Source organism: Streptomyces atratus, from assembly GCF_014648655.1.
Lineage (GTDB): Bacteria > Actinomycetota > Actinomycetes > Streptomycetales > Streptomycetaceae > Streptomyces > Streptomyces atratus.
Genome location: NZ_BMRN01000045.1, coordinates 23,602 through 45,591 on the forward strand (window position 1 = coordinate 23,602; position 21,990 = coordinate 45,591).

Below are 21,990 nucleotides of genomic sequence, written 5' to 3' on the forward strand. Positions count from 1 at the left end.
CCCCGGCCGGTCCCTCTCGACCCGTCCGGGTGATTACTCGCGGTCGTCCGCCGTGTTGCGGCGGCGCTTCGCGATGAACAGCCCGCCACCGGCGAGCACCACGACCACCACGATGATGCCGATGACGACGCCGGTGGAGCCCGACCCGCCGGAGCTGTCCGAACTGCCGCCGGACGCGGGAGCCGCCGACCACCAGCTCCAGTAACCGTCCTGGCCGTAGATGTTGCCGGCCGCCTCGGGCATGGTCGTGATCGACTTGATCTGGTCGGTGCGGTACGCCTCGACCGCGTTCGGGTACGCGATGACACTCATGTACCCGGAGTCGTACAGCCACGACTGCATCTCGTTGACGATGCCGGCCCGCTTGGCCGGGTCGTACTCGGCGAGCTGCTTCTTGTAGAGCTCGTCGTACTGCTTGTCGCAGATGAAGTTGTCGGTGGCGGCACTGTCCTTCGCCTTGGTCGGCAGCGCGGCGCAGGTGTGGATGCCGAGGACGAAGTCGGGGTCCGGGTTGACGGACCAGCCGTCGAAGGCGAGGTCGTACTCACCGGCGTACCAGGGCACCGAGACGTTGTCGAGGCAGTCGACCTTCAGGCCGATGCCGAGCTTGCCCCACCACTCCTTGAGGTACTTGCCGATCGCCTTGTCGTTCGGGTCCGTCGCGTGGCAGAGGATGCGCAGGTCGAGCGGCTTGCCGTCCTTGCCGACCCGCTGGTCGCCCTTGAGCTTGTAGCCCGCCTCGTCGAGCAGCTTGGCCGCCTTGGCCGGGTCGTACGCCAGGCTCTGCTCGGCGGTCGGCTGCCAGTGGTACGCCGAGAAGCGCGGCGGGATGTAGCCCTGGCCCTCGACCGCGTGGCCCTGGAAGACCTTGTCGATGATGGTCTTGCGGTCGATGGACAGGAAGAGGGCCTGGCGCACCTTCTGGTCGAGAAGGGCCTTGTTGCCGTTGCCGAACTTCTTGCCGTCCTTGGTCTGCGCGCCCGGGTTGGTGGCCAGCGCGAAGAAGCGGCGGCCCGGACCCTCGTTGACCTTGATGTTCTTCTCGCCCTTGAGCGACGCGGCCTGAGCGGGCGTCAGCGCGGGGGAGCCGGCGACGAAGGAGACCTCGCCCTTGCGGAGCGCGGCGACCGCGGCGTCCTGGTCCTTGTACGTCTTGAAGATCAGCTCGTCGAACTTCGGCTTGCCGCGCCAGAAGTCCTTGTTGGCCTTGAGCTTCACATACTGGTCGACCTTGTAGTCGGTCACGACGAACGGCCCGTTGCCGACGATCGGGAACGTCTTGTCGTTGTTGAACTTGGAGAATTCACCGACCTTCTCCCAGACGTGCTTCGGCACTATCGGCACATCGAGTGCCGCCATGGTGGCCTGCGGCTCCTTGAGCTCGATGACCAGCTGCGTGGGGCTGGGAGCCGTCACCTTCTTGAAGTTCGCGACGAAGTTGCCGTTGGCCTGCGCGGCGGCCTCGTCGGTCATCATCTTGTTGAACGTCCAGGCCGCGTCCTCGGCGGTGGCCTGCTGCCCGTCCGACCACTTGGAGTCGGACCGGATGGTGTACGTCCAGGTCAACTTGTCCGCGGACGGCTCCCACTTGGTGGCGAGGCCGGGGATCGCGTGGTTGTCCTTGGGGTCGTAGTTGGTGAGGAAGTCGTACATGAGCCGGGAGATGCTGGTGCTCATGAGCCGCTGAGCGAGGAACGGGCTCAGCGAGTCGACGCTCTGTGCGACGGCGACGGTCAGTGTCGACTTTCCGCTGTCGGCGGCCTGTGCCTGCTGCGGCGCGGCACCGAGCGGCACACCCGGGACGATGGAACCGGCGGCCAGCGCCAGTGCGGCGGCACCGGAGGCCAGGAGAACACGCAGACGTGAGCGTGGCTGGGAGGAGCGTGGTGGAACTCTTTCGACCATGGTCAGGGACCTCGCGTCATGACTCGCACGGAGAAGGCGGGTTGATCTGTGGTTCGCCAGCTGGTGAAGCGAAGGTTTATCAGCGGGGGTCGAGCCGCGTCAACGGTCACCGAAACGGCGTGTGGTCTGCGGGAATACGCAGAGGGCCCGCACCGTGGAGACGGTGCGGGCCCTCATTGGTTTAGACCTCTGTTGCCTTACTGCTGAGGCGCTGGCGGCGGCTGTTGCGGCCAACCCACCGGCGGTACGGGACCCTGCAGTTCGGGCGGAATCGGCTGTCCGGGTTGACCCGGCTGAGCCGGCTGCTGCTGGTGAGGCGGCGGCGGTCCGGCCGGGCTCGCCGCGGACTGCGCCTGGGAGGGCAACGACTGCTGCCAGCCGTTCTGTTGCACTCCGGGACCGGGCTGAGGGGGGTACGGCTGCGGGGGCTGCTGCCCACCGTACGGCTGTTGCTGCGGCGGGTACGGCTGCTGCGGGGAGTACTGCTGCTGGCCGGGCATCGGCGGGGCGTACTGCGGGGGCGGGTTGGAGCCGTTCGACGTCCAGAGCCCCTGCTGCTGCTGGGCGCGCGCAAAGTCCTCCGCGACCATCGCGGAGAGGTTGAAGTACGCCTCGCGGGTCTTGGGCCGCATCATGTCGAGGTCGACCTCCGCACCGGCCGACAGGTGCTCGTCGAACGGTACGACGACCACGCCGCGGCAGCGCGTCTCGAAGTGCTGCACGATGTCATCGACCTTGATCATCTTGCCGGTCTCGCGGACACCCGAGATGACAGTGATGGAGCGCTGTACGAGCTCCGCGTACCCGTGCGCCGACAGCCAGTCCAGCGTGGTGGACGCGCTTGACGCACCGTCGACCGACGGCGTCGAGATGATGATCAGCTGGTCGGCGAGGTCCAGCACTCCGCGCATCGCGCTGTAGAGCAGACCGGTGCCCGAGTCGGTCAGGATGATCGGGTACTGCTTGCCCAGCACATCGATCGCGCGCCGGTAGTCCTCGTCGTTGAACGTCGTGGAGACCGCCGGGTCCACGTCGTTGGCGATGATCTCCAGACCGGAGGGCGCCTGCGAGGTGAAGCGGCGGATGTCCATGTACGAGTTGAGGTACGGGATCGCCTGGACCAGGTCACGGATGGTGGCCCCGGTCTCCCGGCGCACCCGGCGGCCGAGCGTGCCCGCGTCCGGGTTGGCGTCGATGGCGAGGATCTTGTCCTGCCGTTCGGTGGCCAGGGTCGAGCCGAGGGCGGTGGTCGTCGTGGTCTTGCCGACGCCGCCCTTGAGGCTGATGACCGCGATCCGGTAGCAGGAAAGCACCGGCGTACGGATCAGGTGGAGCTTGCGCTGCCGCTCGGCCTCCTCCTTCTTGCCGCCCAGCTTGAAACGGGCCGCACTGGACGGCGTACGGCTGCTCTTCGCCTTCTGCTTGTTCCGGAGCAACCGGTCGGAGGAGAGCTCCACGGCCGCCGTGTACCCGAGCGGGGCGCCGGGCACGGAGCGCTCGCGCTGGTCGTGGGTGACCGGGGTCGGCCAGGCGGCGCCGGTCCGCGGGTCGACGGGCTGTCCCTGCTGTTGCTGCTGTGGATGCTGCTGGTGCGCGGGCGACTGAGGGGCGGCCTGCGCGGGCAGATGGGGCGTGCCCTGGACCGGCTGCTGGGGCGCCCGGGGGACCTGCGGCGGCAGCGGCACGCCCTGCTGCGCGGGCCACTGGGGTGTCTGGGGCGCCTGCGGCGGCTGGGGCGCCTGGGGAGGCTGCGGGAATCCGTAACCACCCTGTTCGGGTACCTGTGGCGGCTGGGGCGCCTGGGGAGGCTGCGGGAATCCGTAACCACCCTGTTCGGGTACGTGCGGCGGCTGGGGCGCCTGGGGAGGCTGCGGGAATCCGTAACCACCCTGCTCCGGTGCCTGCGGCGCGGGGGGAGCGGGCTGCTGCGGGAATCCGTAACCACCCTGCGGCGGCTGCGGTGCCTGCGGCGGCTGAGGCGCTCCGGCATGCGGGAATCCGTAGCCGTCGGGCATCTGGTCGGCCGGAGTCTGGGCGGGCCACTGCGGCGCCGACCGGGGCGCGGAGGGCTGCGGCGTCGCGGGATGGAAGGCGGGCGGCAGCGGCGGCAGACCGCTCTGCGGCGGCGCCGGGGTCCAGGGGGTCGGCATGGCGGGCGCCGGGGTGTCCTGCGGTGTGTTGGGAGGCGGTACGTCCTGGGGCGCCGCGTCCGTGACGGCGTCCGAGGACGCGGCGCCCTCAGGTCCGTCGGCAGCACCGCTCGACAGGTCGCCCGGAGTCTCGGCAGGCGCCTTTGCAGCGGCACCGGAATCCGCGACGGCAGCGTCGTCCGGCTCATCGGCGGAGTCCGCCGCCTGCGCGGAACCGGAACTGGGGGCTTCGCCCTCGTTCACACCGTCCGCACCGGCTCCCACGGAACCGGATCCCGAACTCGAGCCGTCCCCGTCCGCGTTCCTCGACGCCTCCTCGCGTTCCGCGATCTCCCGCTTCAGCGCGGCCGGTGAGAACCGCATGGTCGCGCCGCTCTCCACATCACCGCCCCCGAACGGGTCCGTCATCCCGTCGGGAGCCCCCGCCCCTGCCCCCTCCGCAGGAGCAGGAGAGGGAGCGGAGTCACCCGCCGCGGAATGAGCAGGAGCAGGAGCAGGAGCAGGAGCAGCAGCGGGAGCCGGTGCCGGAATCGGAGCCGGTGCGGGCGGCGCCGGGGCCCAGTTGGGGTCGAAACCGCCCCCGGCCGGTGGCGCGGGCACGGACAACGGCGCCCCGTTGGGCGGCGGAGGCGGCGCCAGGTGCGATCCGGCACCGCCCGACGAGTCCCCCGGCGCGTTCTGCGTGTACCAGGCGGGCGGGGTGTAGTCGATGGTGAACTCACCCGTCATCTCGGCGGGCTCCGCGTCGGACGACTCGTCGACGGGCTTGTTCCAGCCCCCGCGGATCTCGTCCCGATCGCCGTTCACTTTGCCTCCTGGTGTGGTCGAGCACCCTTGTGCCTTGGTGGGTGGGGGCGACCGTTTCCGTCTTCCTAACCGCCCGGCTCTTCCCCCGGGACGCGCATCGCCTGCCCGCAGGTTCTTCTGCCGCGCCCGGACCCACCCTAATCGTCTTGGGGCTCGCTCCGGCAGGCCGTACGGCACCGCAAGAGCTGTCCCGTACATCACGCACTGCCCCCAAGTGAACCGAGTGCGGCACAGCGTGAAGGGCGAAGCGGTCAAACTCGCACATCCATGCATGGAATGCCGAACGTTCCGTACAGGCCGCAAGCAAGCCGGCTCCGTCAGTCCATCCGGCGCGCGCCACCCAGCAGCCCGGTCTCGGCGTCGGTCGCCTGGGTCATCACGAACTCCCGGTCGCGCCCGGCGCACCAGAGGGTGACCCCGTCCGCCAGCGTGGACAGTGCCTGAGTCTCGGCGGCCGGAAGATGCAGCATGCGACCGATCTGTGTGGCTTCGTCAGGAGATACCCGTTGGATACCGACCAGGGCCGACTTCTCGATCAGCCTCGGTGCCACCGGACTCAGATACGGCAGCAGCGTCAGCACCGACTGCCAAGGACCGGACACCACCCGCCCGCGCGGTGGCCGCATGCCGCAGTCCCGCACCACGACCACCGGCGAACCCGCCGAGGGCCCCTGTGGCGGTACCCGCCCCACATCGTGCAGCGTGATGCACGGCTGACCGCCGCCCGCGGCGTGCGCGAGCCCCGTCCACGTCTGGGACCGCCCGGTCTCCACGACGATCCGCGCACCGGTCGCGGCCGCCCGCAGCGCGAGCACCTGCGCCGTCCACAGCCCGCCGATCAGTGTGACGTCGTACGGAGTCGGCCGGTTGATCCCGAGCACGGCGGGGCGGCCATGGGCGTCCACGCCGATGACCATGCCGTCGTCACCGACCGGCAGGGCCAGCGACGCCAACTGGTCGAGCGAGACCGACTGCCGATCGCGACGCGGACCGATCAGCCCGAAGCCGAGCCGGGCACGGGCGCTCGTGGGCACGGACATCAGCGGGTACCCCCGAGCGGCAGGGTGGCGAGCACACCGGGCAGCTGCTCGCGGTCGAGCCGTACCAGCGAGGTCCTGACCCCGCGGGCGGTGCGCTCCAACTCATGTCGGGCGCCCACCAGTTCCTCGTCGCTGCGCCCGGTGATCCGGATGTGTCCGGTGATCGAGACGCCCTGCCGCTCACCGTGCCCCAGCGTGAGACTGAAGGTGGTGGCGAGCGCCGGGATCGAGGTGAGCAGGGCGACGAGCTGTGGCATCGACGCACCTGCGCCACCACCGCTGCCGCCGAACTGCGGCCAGCGGCCCACCCAGTAGGTGGTGTGCCACCGGTCGTCGCAGCGCCAGGTCCGCGAGGTCTCCCCGGTGCGGCGTACCGGCGTCCCGCTTCGGCCGGCCTGTGCCATGGCCGGTGCACTGGCACAGACCGAGGTCGCGATCGCGGACGTCAACTCCTGCTCGGTCAGCACCGTCGCACGGAAGCCGGCTCCGGTCAGCCTGCTGGACAGCTGGTCCGCCGCTCGTACCACGCACTTCTGAGCCCCCGTGATGCCACCGCCGCGCGCCTGCACGGCCTCCGGGCAGAGTTCCGGGTCCAGCTTGAGCGCGATCCAGGTGATCCGGACGGCGGGCGAACCCGTCTGGGCCTGCAGCGGTGCGTAGTTGCGTGCGGCGACGGACTGCTGGGGCAGATGCGGGGCGGGTGCGGGCTGGGTGTGCTGCACGATCTGCGCCGACTCCAGCCGGATGCCGTCGACTTCCAGCACATCCTGTACGAGCGTCAGCGGCAGCGGCTGCACGGACCGGTCCGGCCTGAGTGCCGAAGCGTCCGACTCCACCTGGAGAACGGCCGTGACGAACGTACCGTCACCGATCATCCCGACCGGTCGCCGGTCACGGTCGCTGAAGGAGTAGGTACGCAACGCCGGATCGCACTCGACGACGGGCGCTATCCCCGGCTCCGTTCCCGCGGGCAGCTCCAGCGAACCGGCCCTGCGTGAACGCGCGCGCAGCGAGAGGACGGTGCCCAGCCACTCCGGAAGTGAACGGCGGTGTCTGCGCACGACGGCCAGCAGCACCAGCAGCGCGGCGACCACGACGGCCGGGGCCAGCAGCAGGGGTTCGATCACCCACGCCGCGAGCAGCAGCGCGGCCGCGGTCTCCAGCAGTACGAGTTGTTGCAATCGGAACGAACCGAGCTGCCCGGGGCGTCCGTTGAGCCGCGCGGAGGCCGGCCCTCGGGCGCCCCGTGAAGAGCCGCGGGAGGCCGGTGGGCCACCGGCCGGAGGAGCTGTGGAGACCGTTGCGTTCCCGGCCGGACGTGTCCGTGTCGCGGAAGCCGTCATTCCGGCATTCCCCCGTTCATTAGGCCCCAACTCCACCCGTATTCCGCCTGCCCCGCACGGAGCTTCGGCGGCTGGATCACCCTACCCGCCCCACCGCCGCTCGCGGTCAGCAGGCATAGTAGGGGGCCGGTCCGGCACCCAGGTCCGGCATCGCGGGCCCGGTACAGGGGCCGGGGATGCGACCGCCCCCGGTGCCGCGCGGGGAGACACGGGAGAAAAGCGACTCATGGCATCACGGCGGGATGAGCTCAACGCATACACCTTTGCGAAGAAACGCACGGTGGCGGCATTCCTCCAACCCTCGCCCACCGGCACCGAGGAGGGCGCCCCGCGGCCGTTGCGAGCGGTCCTGCCGAGCGTGGTCGTCGGTGCGCTGATCCTCGCGGGCTTCGGAGCCTTCGGCATGTTCAAGCCCACCGCACCCAAGGGCTGGGACAAGCCCGGCACCAACGTGATCGTCGGCAAGAAGTCCACCACCCGCTATGTCGTGCTCACCACCGGCAAGGGCAAGAAGAAAAAGACCCTGCTGCACCCCGTGCTCAACCTCGCCTCGGCCCGACTGCTCCTCAACCCGCAGAACTACGACGTCATCCAGGTCGCCGACGAGGTCCTGGACGCGGGCAAGCCCTCGCGAGGGCCGATCCTCGGCATTCCGTACGCCCCCGACCGGCTGCCCGAGGCGAAGGACGCCGGGACAGCCAAGCGATGGGCCGTCTGCGTACAGCCCGGCGGCAAGGGCAACACGGTGCAGAAGGCCGCCTTCGTCTTCGGTGAACGCGACAACAAGCTGACCGAGGGGAGCAAGAAGCTCAGCGGCGGACAGGTGCTCTACGTCCAGGGCCAGGACCGGGCCCGCTATCTCGTCGATGCGAACGGCACCAAGTACCGCATCGCCGAGACCGCCGCCGACAACGGCCATCTGACCAACGCGCTGGTCGGCAGCAGGCAGCCGCAGTCCGTCACCGACGACTGGCTGGCCACCCTGCACGACGGCAGCCCGATCGTCTTCCCGCAGATCCCCGGGACCATCGGCGCCCCGGCACATGTCGAAGGACAGCTCTCCACCGAGGAGAACAAGGTCGGCATGGTCCTGCGGACCAGGACCGGCGAAGGCACCAGTTACTACGTCGTGCTCGACAAAAAGGTCCAGCCCGTCTCCGAGTTCACCGCCTGGCTGCTGATCAACTCCCCGCAGACGGCGGAGCTGAACCTGGACAGCGAGGCACGCGCCGTCGGCCTGCAGGACTTCGTACCCGACGCCGCGACCTTCACCGGCCAGGCCGCACACTGGCCGGCCCGCAAGACCGACCAGGTGAACTCCGCCGAGGGCGGCAGCGGCAGCCGCGACACCGTCTGCAGCGTGCTGCGCAAGGTCGACGCATCGGGGCGTACGACCCTGAGCACCTGGGCCGGCACCGCGTACCCCGCCACCATCAGCGTCGGTGGCACCAGCACCTATGTGACTCCCGGCAGCGGCCTGCTCTACACCCAGGTCCGGGGCGAACAGACCAGCCCCGACGGATCGCTCTTCCTGGTGACCGACACCGGACTGCGGTACGCGGTCCAGGCGAACGGCGACAGCGATGCCGGCCGCTCCGACATCGGCACCGGTGACGAGCAGAAGCAGTCGGACGGCCGCCCCGAGCCGAGCCAGGCGCAGAGCAGGCTCGGATACGAGAAGGTGACGCCCGCCCTCGTACCGATCGCCTGGTCGGACTTCCTGTCCAAGGGCCCCCGGCTCGACACCAACAGCGCCCGCCAGCCCCAGGGTTCATGACGTTCCGGCGCATCGCAGGCAGAGCAGGGTACGGGGGAGAGGGACAGATGTTGTACCGGAAGACGGTCCTCGCGGCGGCGGTCGTCGCCGCACTGGCCGCACTGGCGGGGCCCGGGGCCGCGTACGCCGCCGAGCGCGCGCAGGGCACCGGCGATGTGGGCATCGACGGCAGCGGCGAATGCACCTTCCCGATGAAGCAGCAGTACGAGGGCCGCCCCTGGTCGCTGCAGCGCGTCCTGCTGGACGAACTGTGGCAGGACACCAAGGGCAAGGGGGTACGCGTCGCGGTCATCGACACCGGCGTGGACAACGTCAACCGGCAGCTCAAGACGGCCGTCGACACATCGGCGGGCGCCGACTACCTCAAGGGCGGCAAGAGCGACGGCACCGTCGATGAGGTCGGCCACGGCACAAAGGTCGCGGGTATCATCGCCGCCCGCCCCCGCAAGGGCACCGGATTCGTGGGACTGGCCCCCGAGGCCACGATCATCCCGATCCGCCAGAACGACGAGAAGAACAGCGGCAAGGACACCACGATGGCGACCGCGATCGACCATGCGATCGCCAAGGGCGCCGACGTCATCAACATTTCCCAGGACACGACGAAAGCCCTGGCGGAGACGTCCGCGCTGGGCAGAGCGGTGGCCAGGGCGCTCGCCAAGGACATCGTCGTGGTCGCCTCCGCGGGCAACGACGGTATGGACGGCAAACTGAAGCGCACCTACCCCGCGGCCTTCGACGGCGTCCTCGCCGTCGCCTCGTCCGACCGGAACAACGAACGCGCCCCCTTCTCCCAGGCCGGTGAGTTCGTCGGCGTCGCCGCACCGGGCGTCGACATCGTCTCCACCGTCCCGGGCAACGGCCAGTGCACCGACAACGGCACCAGCTTCTCCGCCCCGTACGTCGCCGGGGTCGCCGCCCTGATGCGCGCCAAGTACCCGAAGTGGACGGCAGCCCAGATCGTCGCCCGGATCGAGCAGACCGCCGAACGCTCCGTCACCGGCCATGACGACTTCGTCGGCTGGGGCGTCGTCGACCCGGTCCGCGCCCTGTCCGGCGACGACATCCCGCAGGACGCCCCGCATCCCGACCCGGCGCCGCCCAGGGCGCCGGCCCCCGAGCCCGCGCACCTTTCCCTGACGGAGACTTCGCAGGAGCGCAGCGAGCGGTACGCCACCTACGCGCTGGCCGTGGCGGCCGTGCTGGTCAGTGTGATTGCCGGAACTGCGACGGTCGTCCGGGATGTCCGGCGTCGACGCGCTTCGCGGTGACACACCCGCCCGGTGGCGTGACTCTCTCGCCATCAACCGCAGTTGGGGAGAGCTGACGAAGTGACTAGGGTGGTAACAGACTTCACGTGTGTGACGGGGGAACGAGAAGTGGCCGAATCCGATTTCGGATTGCGGGAATGCCGACGACGCACTTTCCGGTCCCGCACTTTCCCCACCCCTTTGCCGGAGCACACGGGGGCAGGAAGAAGCCTGGCCGCACCATGCGGGCAGGCCCGGGAACTGAGAGATAGGACCTCCGGATGACCAACCCCGCAGGCGGTTACGCACTTGCCGACGATCCGATCGTCCAGGCGAAGAACAAGATCATCGAGACGGCCGGCGAGGTGTCCCGTGAGTCCAGGGAGCTCGCCGACATCCTCGCGACGGTCAGCGCCGGATGGACGGGCGTCGGTGCCTCGGGATTCACCTCCGCACAGAACATGATCAATGAGGACCACGACGAGATCCGCCGGCTTCTCAACGTCCTGCTCAACGCGGTGGGCAGCACGAAGGAGCTCAGCAACGCCAACGACGAGGAGGTCCGTGCGGCCTTCAACGCGGTCAAGGATCAGGCGCCGTCGGCCAACACCTCCGGGCTGAACAACGTCTGAGCAGCGCCGCACCCCCTTCCGTACACGCTGAGCACCGAGGAGCAGACACATGGGCCACGACCCGAACACCAAGGTCAAGTACGAGAGCGTCCAGGAGATCGCGAACCGTATCCGTACGGTGTCGCAGAAGATCGTCAACGACCTCACGGAGATGGACAGCGCACTCAAGGTCGTCACCGACACCTGGGACGGTGAGGCTCACCGGGAATACGTGAACCTCCAGCGCAAGTACAAGGAGAAGGCGAACCACATGAAGAACCGCCTGGAGCACGTCGCGAAGATCATCGAATCCGGCAAGGACAGCTACCGCGCCACGGACCTCAAGTCTTCGCGCGCGTTCACCGAGGCGTACTGACCGCCCGCAAGCACACCGAAAGAGGGGCACGCTCGGCGGAGCGTGCCCCTCTTTCGGTGTGCGACAACGACTACTTCAGGTCGAACTCGCCGTCCCGCGCCCCCAGGACGAAGGCCCGCCACTCGGCCTCGGTGTACCGCAGCACGGTCTCAGGATCCAGCGAGGACCGCATCGCCACCGCACCGCCCGGCAGATGCGCGATCTCGACGCGCTCCTCGGCCTCTTCGGTACCGGGCGCACTCAGCCACTCCACCCCCGAGATGTCGAGTCCGTACAGCTCGTCCTTCTCCGCTTGCGTGCCCATCAGGTGCCTTTCCTCTCCTGCGGCGGAACGTGTTCGTCGCCCGCGAGCAGACTATCCCCGCTCCCACGCCCCGCAGTCCCGGTGTTTACAGCTTCCGCACCACGGTGGTAGAGACCGCCCACCCCGCATCCGGACGCACTGCCGGACCGGTACGCTCCGCCGAGCGCCGGCCCGCCCGGTCCCCGGCTCAGCTGATCCTGACCGGCGAACACAACGGTGTCCGTGACCGCGGTCCGGGTACGGAACGACTCCCGGTCCCGGCGGCTTAGTTCTGCTCCGGCAACCGCCCGATCTGCACCAGCGGGTTCCCCCGGCGCCGCGAGGCGAAGTACCCGCGTCCCGGCGGCATCGCATGCCCGCGCACCGAACCGATCAGATCGCCCTCGGACGGGTCGCCGGACAGCACCACACCCTGCGCCCCCAGCTCCTTGATGCGCTGCATGAACGCCTCGTACATCGACCGCGAGGCCCCGGCGGAGTTGCGCGCGATGATGAAGCGGACCCCGGTGTCCCGGGCGAACGGCAGGTACTCCGCCAGCGGGGCCAGCGGGTTGCCCGCGTTCGTCGCCACCAGGTCGTAGTCGTCGACGATGATGAAGATCTGCGGGCCGGTCCACCAACTGCGGTCGCGCAACTGCTGCGGCGTGACATCCGTCGGCGGCTGCCGTCGTGCGAACACCCCGGCCAGCGCCTCCATGTGCATCTGCATCGAGCTCGCCATCGGCGCGTACTCCAGCAGATGCCCCTCCGGCAGCGCACCCAGCAGCCCCCGTCGGTAGTCACCGACGACGAGCTTCGCCTCGTCGGGGGAGTAGCGCTCCGCGATCTGCTTCGCGATCAGCCGCAGCAGATTGGTCTTCCCCGATTCACTCTCCCCGAAGACCAGGAAGAACGGATCGGTCTCGAAGTCGACGAACACCGGCTCCAGTTCGGTCTCGTCGATACCGATCGCGATGCCCCGCTGCGGGAACTCGAAGCCCTTCGGCAGATGATCGGCCGGCAGCTTGCGCGGCAGCAGCCGTACGGCCGGCGCCGCGGGACCCGCCCAGTTCGCCTTCACCGACCCGACGAACGCGGCCGTACCGTCGGAGAGATCCGCGGCGCTGCTGGAGGAGTCGATACGCGGCAGCGCCCCCATGAAGTGCAGCTTCTGCGGCACCTGCCCCCGGCCCGGGACACCCGCGGGCACATTGGCCGCGACCTTGCGGTCGAACTCGGAGTCCATGACGTCGCCGAGCCGCAGCTCCAGCCGGCCGAGGATCTGGTCCTTCAGCGCGGCCCGCACCTCCATGTAGCGGGCGGCCGTGATGACTACATGGATGCCGTAGCCGAGCCCGCGCGCGGCGATGTCGGTGACGACCTGCTCCAGCATCTCGTACTCGGAACGGAAGCCGCCCCAGCCGTCCACCACCAGGAAGACATCGCCCCACGCCTCGCCGGGCAGCTCACCCAGGGCACGCTTGCGCCGGTAGGTGGCGATGGAGTCGATGGAGTGGGCGCGGAAGAACTCCTCACGCCGGTTCAGCACACCTGCGACCTCGGCGACCGTACGCCGCACCCGTTCCGGGTCCAGCCGGGAGGCCATCCCGCCGACATGCGGCAGCTCCGCCAGCGAGACCAGACCGCCACCACCGAAGTCCAGCCCGTAGAACTGCACTTCGTGCGGGGTGTGGGTGAGGGCGAACGACGAGATGAGCGTCCGTACCAGCGTCGACTTGCCGGACTGCGGCCCGCCGACGGCCATCATGTGGCCCGCCGCACCCGAGAAGTCCAGGTAAAGCACCTCGCGCCGCTGCTCGAAGGGCTTGTCGATCAGCCCGAGGGGCACCGTCAGCCCGCCCGGGCGGGTGTACTCCGTCGCCGTGAACCCTCGCTCGGCGGTCGGCGCGAGCCCCGGCAGCAGCTGGTCCAGCGTCGGCGCCCGGTCCAGCGGCGGCAGCCACACCTGATGGGCGGGCACCCCCTGCCCCTCCAGGCGACGCACGATCACATCGAGCACCGTGTCGGCGAGCGCATCGTCCTCCGTGCTCGTCCGCGACGCCACCAGATGCGCCGGATCGGGCGCCGCGTACACCACCGGCACCGGAAGCGCGCTGAACACCGCGGGCCGCCGGTCGATCGGCAGCGCCCCCACCGACAGATCGGGACCGCCGGTGCGGTACGTCCCCGACACATACGCCGCCTTGAACCGCGTCATCTCGTCCGTACCGAACTTCAGATAGCCGGAACCGGGCACCGACGGCAGGTGGTACGCGTCGGGCACACCCAGCGCCGTACGCGATTCGGCGGCGGAGAAGGTCCGCAGCCCGATCCGGTACGAGAGATACGTGTCGAGCCCGCGCAGCTTTCCCTCCTCCAGGCGCTGCGAGGCGAGCAGCAGATGCACACCCAGCGAACGCCCGATCCGGCCGATCTGGATGAACATGTCGATGAAGTCGGGCTTGGCGGTGAGGAGTTCGGAGAACTCGTCGATGACCAGGACGAGCGAGGCAAGCGGCTCCAGCGCCGCACCCGCCGCCCGAGCCTTCTCGTAGTCGTGGATGTTGGCGTAATTGCCGGCCGACCGCAGCAGCTCCTGCCGGCGCTGCAGTTCACCGCGGATCGCGTCCCCCATGCGGTCGACCAGTGTCAGGTCGTCCGCGAGGTTCGTGATGACGGCCGCCACATGCGGCATGTGCGACATCCCGGCGAATGTCGCGCCACCCTTGAAGTCCGCGAGTACGAAGTTCAGCGTCTCCGAGGAGTGCGTGACCGCGAGCCCCAGCACCAGCGTCCGCAGCAGCTCCGACTTGCCGGAACCCGTGGCGCCGACACACAGCCCGTGCGGACCCATGCCCTCCTGCGCGGCCTCCTTCAGGTCCAGCATCACCGGCTGGCCGTCCTCGCCGACCCCGATCGGCACCCGGAGCCGTTCGGAGACCGACCGTGGCCGCCAGGTGCGCGCCACATCGACCGAACCCGCATCGCCCAGATTCAGCAGATCCGTGAAGTCCAGGTTGGCCAGCAGCGGTTCGTCGCCGTCGCCCCCGCCCATCCTGAGCGGCGCCAGCTGCCGGGCCAGCGCCTCGGCCGCGGGCAGCGACATCCCGTCCGGCACACCCTCGTACGCCAGCCCCGCACCCGACTCCAGCCGCAGCAGCCCCGGCCGCACCACCACGGAGAGACCGCCGCGCGGCTCGTCGAGCTCACCCGGCACCACCTCGACGATCGTCACACCCTGCAGGCCCTCGGCCGCCGCGAACAGCGAGTCCGGCGGCACCATCCCGCCGTCGAGAACCACCACGATGTGCGGCTGGTCCAGCAGTGGCTGACTCTCCCGGCCGAACCGCGGCCGCCCGTCGAGCCGGCTCGCCAGCAGCTGCTCCAGCTCGCCCAGGTCATCCCCGAACAGCCGCTTCGTGCCGGCCCCGTCGACCTGCCCCGGCACCTGCAGATGCGGAAGCCACTTCGTCCACTCCCAGCGCGACACCGCGCCCCGCGCCGTCACGACGGCGACCACGAGATCCTCGGGGGAGTGCAGCGTCACCAACTGCGCGACCAGCGCCCGCGCCGCCGACTGTGCCGCCTCCGGCTGACCGGAGACCGTCACGTGGTAGAACGCCCGCATCGACACGGCCATCGGCAGCCCGTCCAACGACCCGTGCACGGCGAGGAACCGCTGCATCGCACCTGCGCACATCGGCTCCAGCTCATCCACCGGAGCGGTGTCGGGGGCGATCAGCGGGGTGGCCAGCTGCTGCGCCCCCAGCCCGACCCGCACCTGCCCGAAGTCCTTGTCGCCGACGCGCCGTTCCCACACCCGGCTGCCCTCGGCGACCACCGACCACAACTGCTCGGGAGCAGGCTGCAGATACAGCTGTACGTCCCGCTGCTTGCGCGCCGTCCGGCGCACCGTACGCCGCGTCTGCGCCAGGTATTTGAGGTAGTCACGCCGGACATCTGCCATTTGCCCCTGCGTACCGCGGCGATGGCGGACAAGCTGCGCGACCACCATTCCGACGGTCGAGACGAGCATCAGAACACCCATGATCCGCATGAACGGATGGGCCTGGGGAGAGAAGAAGAAGACCACCGACGAACCCATGCCGAGCACCGGCAGGATCTGCATCAGCATGCCCTCCTGCTGCCCGCGGGGCAGTTCGGGAGGGGACTCCAACGTCAACTCGTCCATGGGGACTTCCGGCGGCAGGGCCCGCGGAGGTCGTTTCACGACGATCTGGCTCACCGAAACATCAATCCCTCGGTACGGACGGGCGGAAGGCCGGCCGAACGTGCACCGAAGCCCCCGTGGCTGCCTTTGCTTGCGGACGTCCCTCCGCGCGATGGCGATCCTACTTGCAGATGACCTGCCCCCCTCCCGGTAGGGTGGCGCGCGCACCGTGCGCAACCGCGAATCAGGGGGACCAGACACGTGAGTTCGACTGCAGCGACGGGCTTCTGCCGCGTCACCGTCGTGGCGCCCGACAGCCGGATCGATGTGGCCCTGCCGGAGGACATCGCCGTCGCCGACGTCTACCCGGAGATCCTCCGCCTCACCGGCCAGACCCAGGCGGCCGGAACTCCCACCGGGTACCACCTCGTACGCCGCGACGGCACGGTCCTCGACGGCGCGCGCACCCTCGCCGCCCAGCAGGTCCTCGACGGCGAACTCCTCAGCCTGCGCCCCTTTGCCCAGTCGCTGCCGCCCGCCGTCTTCGATGACGTCTCGGACGCCGTCGCCTCGGCCGTCACCCGCGACCGCCATCTGTGGAGCGACGAACTACTGCGCGGCGCGGGCCTGGTCGGCGGCGTACTGCTGCTCGTCCTGATGGGCTTCGTGCTCTGGTTCGCCGACCCGGTACGGCACGACATGCACAGCCTGCCCGGCATCATCGCCGGTTCGGCCGGACTGCTGCTGACCGCGTTCGCGGGGGTACGCGCCCGGGTCTACGCGGACCGGGCCACCGCCGTCGCCCTCGGCCTCGGCGCCCTGCCCCTTGTGCTCATCGCGGGCTCCGGCATCATCGGCCCGGACGCCGGCCAAGGCCCCGGCCGGCTGCAGTTCCTGCTCGGCTGCGTCGCCGTACTGGTCTCCTCGGTCGCTCTGGTCGTCCTCACCCCGAGCGGCGACGCCCCGTTCGTCGCGGCGACCTTCCTCGCCACCGTCGGCACCCTGGCGACCTTCGTCGCGATCCTCACCGAGGCATCCGCCACCGAGACCGCCGCCGTCTGTGCCCCCGTCGCCCTCGGCCTCGTCGCCTTCCTGCCCGGCCTGTCCGCCCGTTTCGCCCGGCTGCCCATCGGCTACGCCTCGCCGCGCACCGCCCCCGGCGGCTACGACGACAATTTCGCCGAGCCGAACGCGGAGCCCCAGACCCAGGGCACCCCCGTCGACGCCGACCGCATCGCGGCCCAGGCCCGCCGGGGCCACGAGATGCTGCTCGGCCTGGTCGGGGGCTGTGCGGCCGTCGTCGTCGGCTGTGCTGCCGTCCTCGGCTTCTCGGACAACATCTGGGGCCAGTTCCTGGCGCTGGCCGCAGGACTCGCGATGCTGCTGCGCGCCCGCCTCTTCCGCTACACCTCGCAGGTCGCCTGCGTACTGGTTGCGGGCATCGGTGCGGTCGCCCTGCTGATCCTCGGCCTCTCCCTGAATCCGCCGACCGACCTGCTGTTCGATCTGATCCGGTACGGCGACCGCAGCTCCCTGGACATCCGTACGATCTGGCTCTCCGCAGCCGTCGCCGCCGGGGCCGCCCTGCTCACCGCGATCGGCCTGATCATCCCCCGCAAGGGCCTCTCCCCGTTCTGGGGCCGCCTCCTCGACCTGGCCGAGAGCACCGTCCTCCTCTCCCTGGTCCCGCTCTGCCTGGCGGTACTGGACGTCTTCGCGAGGGCCAGGGCTTTGACCAGCTGACACCGATCGGGCCAGCCGGGCGGAACCAAGCCCAGCCGGGCAGAATCAAGCCCGCCCGGCGATCGAGGACAGAGCGGCTTCCCGGCTGCTCCCGGGCCACCGCACTCCCGGCCGAACCGGCTCCGGCGGACTGGTACGCTGTGTGACGGCCGTTTGTGTACGCCCTTCCGGATCATCCTGGGAGCTGCGCTCATCGGACCTTCGCCTCCGAGTCATGGAAGCTCCCCTGCGATCAAGACCAGGGGCACTCGTGGGCGCATCGAACATCAAGAGGAGTACGCGTGCCGCTCGACGCCGCTACGAAGAAGCAGATCATGTCCGAGTTCGCCCAGAAGGAGGGTGACACCGGATCCCCCGAGGTCCAGGTCGCGATGCTCTCCCGCCGGATCTCGGACCTGACGGAGCACCTCAAGACGCACAAGCACGACCACCACTCCCGTCGTGGTCTGCTGATCCTGGTCGGCCAGCGTCGCCGCCTCCTTCAGTACCTGGCCAAGAAGGACATCCAGCGCTTCCGTGCGCTGGTCGACCGCCTCGGCATCCGCCGCGGTGCGGCCGGCGGCGCCAAGTAATACGCCGTGAAGGGAGCGGTTCCCACGACTGAGGGGGCCGCTCCCTTTGTTGTACGTACAGTTGTGTGTACGTATGCATGTACGGGATGTGGCGGGCCTGCCCGCACGACCGGAATGCCAAGCTGAGCCGAATCTCAGTAACCTGGTCGCAGAACGTCCCACAGACGAGCGAGAAGGAGACTCCCCGCCGCCGGTCCTCGGTAGTGGCCCCCGGACACAGCAACCCGGGTGCTTCGATCGAAGACCGGCCCGCCGATGGAGGGCTTCTCCGCAACCGTCCCCCGCCACACGGGCGTGGGGGCGAGAAGACGATATGTATCGGAGAAAACGCTAGTGGAGAACGAGACCCACTACGCCGAGGCCGTTATCGACAACGGAACCTTCGGCACCCGCACCATCCGCTTCGAGACGGGCCGCCTGGCCAAGCAGGCCGCCGGCTCCGCCGTTGCGTACCTGGACGACGACACCATGGTGCTGTCGGCCACCACGGCTTCCAAGAAGCCCAAGGACCAGCTCGACTTCTTCCCCCTCACGGTGGACGTCGAGGAGCGGCAGTACGCCGCGGGCAAGATCCCCGGCTCCTTCTTCCGTCGTGAGGGCCGGCCCTCCGAGGACGCGATCCTCACCTGCCGCCTGATCGACCGCCCGCTGCGCCCCTCCTTCAAGAAGGGCCTGCGCAACGAGATCCAGATCGTCGAGACGATCATGGCGCTCAACCCCGACCACCTGTACGACGTGGTCGCGATCAACGCCGCCTCCTGCTCCACGCAGCTGGCCGGCCTGCCCTTCTCCGGCCCGGTCGGCGGCACCCGTGTCGCCCTGATCAAGGGCCAGTGGGTCGCCTTCCCGACGCACACCGAGCTCGAGGACGCCGTCTTCGACATGGTCGTCGCCGGTCGCGTCCTGGAGGACGGCGACGTCGCGATCATGATGGTCGAGGCCGAGGCCACCGAGAAGACCATCCAGCTCGTCAAGGACGGCGCCGAGGCCCCGACCGAAGAGGTCGTCGCCGCCGGTCTCGAGGCTGCGAAGCCCTTCATCAAGGTCCTCTGCAAGGCCCAGTCGGACCTCGCCGCCAAGGCTGCCAAGCCCACCGGCGACTTCCCGGTCTTCCTGGACTACCAGGACGACGTCTTCGAGGCCCTCGCCGCCGCCGTCACGTCCGAGCTGGCCCAGGCGCTCACCATCGCCGGCAAGCAGGACCGCGAGGCCGAGCTGGACCGCGTCAAGGAGATCGCCGCCGAGAAGCTTCTCCCGGCCTTCGAAGGCCGCGAGAAGGAGATCTCCGCCGCGTACCGTTCGCTGACCAAGAAGCTGGTCCGCGAGCGCGTCATCAAGGACAAGGTCCGTATCGACGGCCGTGGCGTCACGGACATCCGTACGCTCGCCGCCGAGGTCGAGGCCATCCCGCGCGTGCACGGCTCGGCGCTGTTCGAGCGTGGCGAGACCCAGATCCTGGGCGTCACCACCCTCAACATGCTCCGCATGGAGCAGCAGCTGGACACTCTCTCCCCGGTGACCCGCAAGCGCTACATGCACAACTACAACTTCCCGCCGTACTCCGTCGGTGAGACCGGCCGCGTGGGCTCGCCCAAGCGCCGCGAGATCGGCCACGGCGCGCTCGCCGAGCGCGCCATCGTGCCGGTGCTGCCGACGCGCGAGGAGTTCCCCTACGCGATCCGCCAGGTCTCCGAGGCGCTGGGCTCCAACGGCTCGACGTCCATGGGCTCGGTCTGCGCCTCCACCATGTCGCTGCTGAACGCCGGTGTGCCGCTCAAGGCCGCTGTCGCCGGTATCGCCATGGGCCTGATCTCCCAGGAGATCGACGGCAAGACCCACTACGTCGCCCTCACCGACATCCTCGGTGCGGAGGACGCCTTCGGCGACATGGACTTCAAGGTCGCCGGTACGAAGCAGTTCGTCACCGCGCTCCAGCTCGACACCAAGCTCGACGGCATCCCCGCCTCGGTCCTGGCCGCCGCGCTGAAGCAGGCCCGCGACGCCCGCCTCCACATCCTCGATGTGATGAACGAGGCCATCGACGTCCCGGACGAGATGTCCCCGAACGCCCCGCGGATCATCACCGTCAAGATCCCGGTGGACAAGATCGGTGAGGTCATCGGCCCCAAGGGCAAGATGATCAACCAGATCCAGGAGGACACCGGCGCCGACATCACGATCGAGGACGACGGCACCATCTACATCGGTGCCGCCGACGGACCGGCCGCCGAGGCCGCCCGCGCCACGATCAACTCGATCGCCAACCCGACCATGCCGGAGGTCGGCGAGCGCTACCTGGGTACGGTCGTCAAGACCACCACCTTCGGTGCGTTCGTGTCCCTCATGCCGGGCAAGGACGGCCTGCTGCACATCTCGCAGATCCGCAAGCTCGCCGGTGGCAAGCGCGTGGAGAACGTCGAGGACGTGGTCGGCGTCGGATCCAAGGTCCAGGTCGAGATCGCCGAGATCGACTCCCGGGGCAAGCTCTCCCTGATCCCCGTCATCGAGGGTGCTGAGTCCGATGGCGGCTCCGCCGAGGGGTCCGAGAAGAAGGACGACGCCGCCAAGTGACGTCCCGTAGTTCCGTGACGACGGCCCGCGCCTCCTCGAAGGCGCGGGCCGTCGCCCGTACCCAAACGCTTCTCAAGGGCACCAACGGCATCGGTACGGTCCGCCGCACCGTCCTTCCCGGCGGTCTCCGGGTCGTCACCGAGACGCTGCCCTCCGTCCGCTCCGCCACCTTCGGGATCTGGGCCAACGTCGGATCACGCGACGAGACCCCCACCCTGAACGGTGCGACGCACTACCTCGAACACCTCCTCTTCAAGGGCACCGCCAAGCGCAGTGCCCTCGACATCTCAGCCGCCATCGACGCGGTCGGCGGCGAGATGAACGCCTTCACGGCGAAGGAGTACACCTGCTACTACGCGCGGGTTCTCGACACCGACCTGCCACTGGCCATCGACGTCGTCTGCGACATGCTGACCGGCTCGCTGATCACCGCCGAGGACGTCGACGCCGAGCGCGGCGTCATCCTCGAAGAGATCGCGATGACCGAGGACGACCCGGGCGACTGCGTGCACGACCTGTTCGCGCACACGCTGCTCGGCGACACCCCCCTCGGCCGCCCGGTCCTCGGCACCGTCGACACCATCAACGCGCTCGACCGCGGCCGGATCGCCCGCTTCTACAAGAAGCACTACGACCCCACGCACCTGGTCGTCGCCGCCGCCGGCAACATCGACCACGCCACGGTCGTACGCCAGGTCCGCAAGGCCTTCGAGCGCGCGGGCGCCCTGTCCCGCACCGAAGCCGTCCCGGTCGCCCCGCGCCAGGGCTCCCGCACTCTGCGCACCGCGGGCCGCGTCGAGCTGCTGAACCGCAGGACCGAGCAGGCCCATGTCGTTCTCGGCGTGCCCGGCCTGGCCCGCACCGACGACCGTCGCTGGGCGCTCGGCGTACTCAACACCGCCCTCGGCGGCGGCATGAGCTCACGCCTCTTCCAGGAGGTACGGGAGAAGCGCGGCCTCGCCTACAGCGTCTACTCGTACACCTCGGGCTTCGCCGACTGCGGACTCTTCGGCGTGTACGCGGGCTGTCGGCCCAGCCAGGTCCACGACGTCCTCAAGATCTGCCGGGACGAACTCGACCGGGTGGCGTCCGAAGGGCTGAGCGACGAGGAGATCGGCCGCGCCATCGGGCAGCTCTCCGGCTCCACGGTCCTCGGCCTGGAGGACACCGGCGCGCTGATGAACCGTATCGGCAAGAGCGAACTGTGCTGGGGCGACCAGATGTCGGTCGACGACATGCTGGCCCGGATAGCGCAGGTCACCCCCGATGACGTCCGCGCGGTGGCGGGCGAGGTCCTCGGACACCGCCCCTCGCTCTCCGTCATCGGCCCGCTCAAGGACAAGCAGGCCGACCGCCTCGACGAAGCGGTCTCCTAACCCCACCCGTAAGGA

The 21,990-nt window shown here is 69.5% G+C and carries 14 protein-coding genes; 8 read left to right on the top strand and 6 right to left on the bottom strand.

Translation table 11 applies throughout. From position 1 onward, the window contains the following. Positions 1-33: 33 nt before the first annotated feature. The 4 genes from IEZ15_RS36590 to eccE form a co-directional block, all read right to left on the bottom strand. The gene (locus IEZ15_RS36590) at positions 34-1,905 is read right to left on the bottom strand and encodes an ABC transporter substrate-binding protein (protein WP_189281176.1); all 1,872 of its coding nucleotides are present in this window, start codon (positions 1,903-1,905) and stop codon (positions 34-36) included. Positions 1,906-2,102: 197 nt separating this feature from the next. Next, the gene (locus IEZ15_RS36595) at positions 2,103-4,862 is read right to left on the bottom strand and encodes an SCO5717 family growth-regulating ATPase (RefSeq protein WP_189281177.1); all 2,760 of its coding nucleotides are present in this window, start codon (positions 4,860-4,862) and stop codon (positions 2,103-2,105) included. Positions 4,863-5,179: 317 nt separating this feature from the next. After that, complete coding sequence (locus tag IEZ15_RS36600; protein ID WP_189281178.1) at positions 5,180-5,902, bottom strand: hypothetical protein; 723 nt, start codon at positions 5,900-5,902, stop codon at positions 5,180-5,182. Continuing rightward, positions 5,902-7,245 carry a type VII secretion protein EccE gene (gene eccE, locus IEZ15_RS36605; protein WP_189281179.1) on the bottom strand — a complete coding sequence of 448 codons (1,344 nt, stop codon included), beginning with the start codon at positions 7,243-7,245 and terminating at the stop codon, positions 5,902-5,904. Before eccE ends, IEZ15_RS36600 begins: the two co-directional genes overlap by 1 nt. 226 nt (positions 7,246-7,471) lie before the next feature. On the opposite strand from eccE, the gene eccB reads away from it, so the two are divergent. The 4 genes from eccB to IEZ15_RS36625 all read left to right on the top strand — a co-directional run bounded on the left by eccB (position 7,472) and on the right by IEZ15_RS36625 (position 11,259). Then, positions 7,472-9,022: a type VII secretion protein EccB gene (gene eccB / locus IEZ15_RS36610; protein ID WP_189281180.1), complete on the top strand. Its 1,551-nt coding sequence runs from the start codon at positions 7,472-7,474 to the stop codon at positions 9,020-9,022. A gap of 47 nt (positions 9,023-9,069) precedes the next feature. Next, entirely contained in the window at positions 9,070-10,293 is a 1,224-nt protein-coding gene (gene mycP / locus IEZ15_RS36615; protein ID WP_189281181.1) for a type VII secretion-associated serine protease mycosin, read from the top strand. A gap of 260 nt (positions 10,294-10,553) precedes the next feature. Then, positions 10,554-10,904 (top strand): WXG100 family type VII secretion target, encoded by a 351-nt coding sequence (locus tag IEZ15_RS36620; protein WP_114246993.1) that lies wholly within the window; start codon positions 10,554-10,556, stop codon positions 10,902-10,904. A gap of 49 nt (positions 10,905-10,953) precedes the next feature. After that, positions 10,954-11,259: a WXG100 family type VII secretion target gene (locus IEZ15_RS36625; RefSeq protein ID WP_114246994.1), complete on the top strand. Its 306-nt coding sequence runs from the start codon at positions 10,954-10,956 to the stop codon at positions 11,257-11,259. Positions 11,260-11,329: 70 nt separating this feature from the next. Here IEZ15_RS36625 and IEZ15_RS36630 read toward each other — a convergent pair whose 3' ends face one another. Beyond that, positions 11,330-11,563, bottom strand: coding sequence for a DUF397 domain-containing protein (locus IEZ15_RS36630; protein ID WP_114246995.1), 234 nt, complete (start codon positions 11,561-11,563; stop codon positions 11,330-11,332). 265 nt (positions 11,564-11,828) lie between these two features. Continuing rightward, positions 11,829-15,788, bottom strand: coding sequence for a type VII secretion protein EccCa (gene eccCa, locus IEZ15_RS36635; protein WP_189281182.1), 3,960 nt, complete (start codon positions 15,786-15,788; stop codon positions 11,829-11,831). 186 nt (positions 15,789-15,974) lie between these two features. Between eccCa and eccD the strand changes: the two genes are divergently transcribed. The 4 genes from eccD to IEZ15_RS36655 all read left to right on the top strand — a co-directional run bounded on the left by eccD (position 15,975) and on the right by IEZ15_RS36655 (position 21,975). After that, positions 15,975-17,456, top strand: coding sequence for a type VII secretion integral membrane protein EccD (gene eccD, locus IEZ15_RS36640; protein WP_189281183.1), 1,482 nt, complete (start codon positions 15,975-15,977; stop codon positions 17,454-17,456). 281 nt (positions 17,457-17,737) lie between these two features. Then, positions 17,738-18,028 (top strand): 30S ribosomal protein S15, encoded by a 291-nt coding sequence (gene rpsO / locus IEZ15_RS36645; protein ID WP_003965855.1) that lies wholly within the window; start codon positions 17,738-17,740, stop codon positions 18,026-18,028. A 333-nt stretch (positions 18,029-18,361) separates the two neighbouring features. Beyond that, positions 18,362-20,599, top strand: coding sequence for a polyribonucleotide nucleotidyltransferase (locus IEZ15_RS36650; protein WP_114246998.1), 2,238 nt, complete (start codon positions 18,362-18,364; stop codon positions 20,597-20,599). Continuing rightward, complete coding sequence (locus tag IEZ15_RS36655; RefSeq protein ID WP_114246999.1) at positions 20,596-21,975, top strand: M16 family metallopeptidase; 1,380 nt, start codon at positions 20,596-20,598, stop codon at positions 21,973-21,975. The genes IEZ15_RS36650 and IEZ15_RS36655 overlap by 4 nt, the downstream gene beginning before the upstream one ends. The last annotated feature ends 15 nt before the right edge of the window (positions 21,976-21,990 follow it).

Coding starts and splice junctions, on each gene's coding strand:
- IEZ15_RS36590 (WP_189281176.1), bottom strand. CDS start 1,905: ATGGTCGAAAGAGTTCCACCACGCTCCTCCCAGCCACGCTCACGTCTG.
- IEZ15_RS36600 (WP_189281178.1), bottom strand. CDS start 5,902: ATGTCCGTGCCCACGAGCGCCCGTGCCCGGCTCGGCTTCGGGCTGATC.
- eccE (WP_189281179.1), bottom strand. CDS start 7,245: ATGACGGCTTCCGCGACACGGACACGTCCGGCCGGGAACGCAACGGTC.
- eccB (WP_189281180.1), top strand. CDS start 7,472: ATGGCATCACGGCGGGATGAGCTCAACGCATACACCTTTGCGAAGAAA.
- mycP (WP_189281181.1), top strand. CDS start 9,070: ATGTTGTACCGGAAGACGGTCCTCGCGGCGGCGGTCGTCGCCGCACTG.
- IEZ15_RS36620 (WP_114246993.1), top strand. CDS start 10,554: ATGACCAACCCCGCAGGCGGTTACGCACTTGCCGACGATCCGATCGTC.
- IEZ15_RS36625 (WP_114246994.1), top strand. CDS start 10,954: ATGGGCCACGACCCGAACACCAAGGTCAAGTACGAGAGCGTCCAGGAG.
- IEZ15_RS36630 (WP_114246995.1), bottom strand. CDS start 11,563: ATGGGCACGCAAGCGGAGAAGGACGAGCTGTACGGACTCGACATCTCG.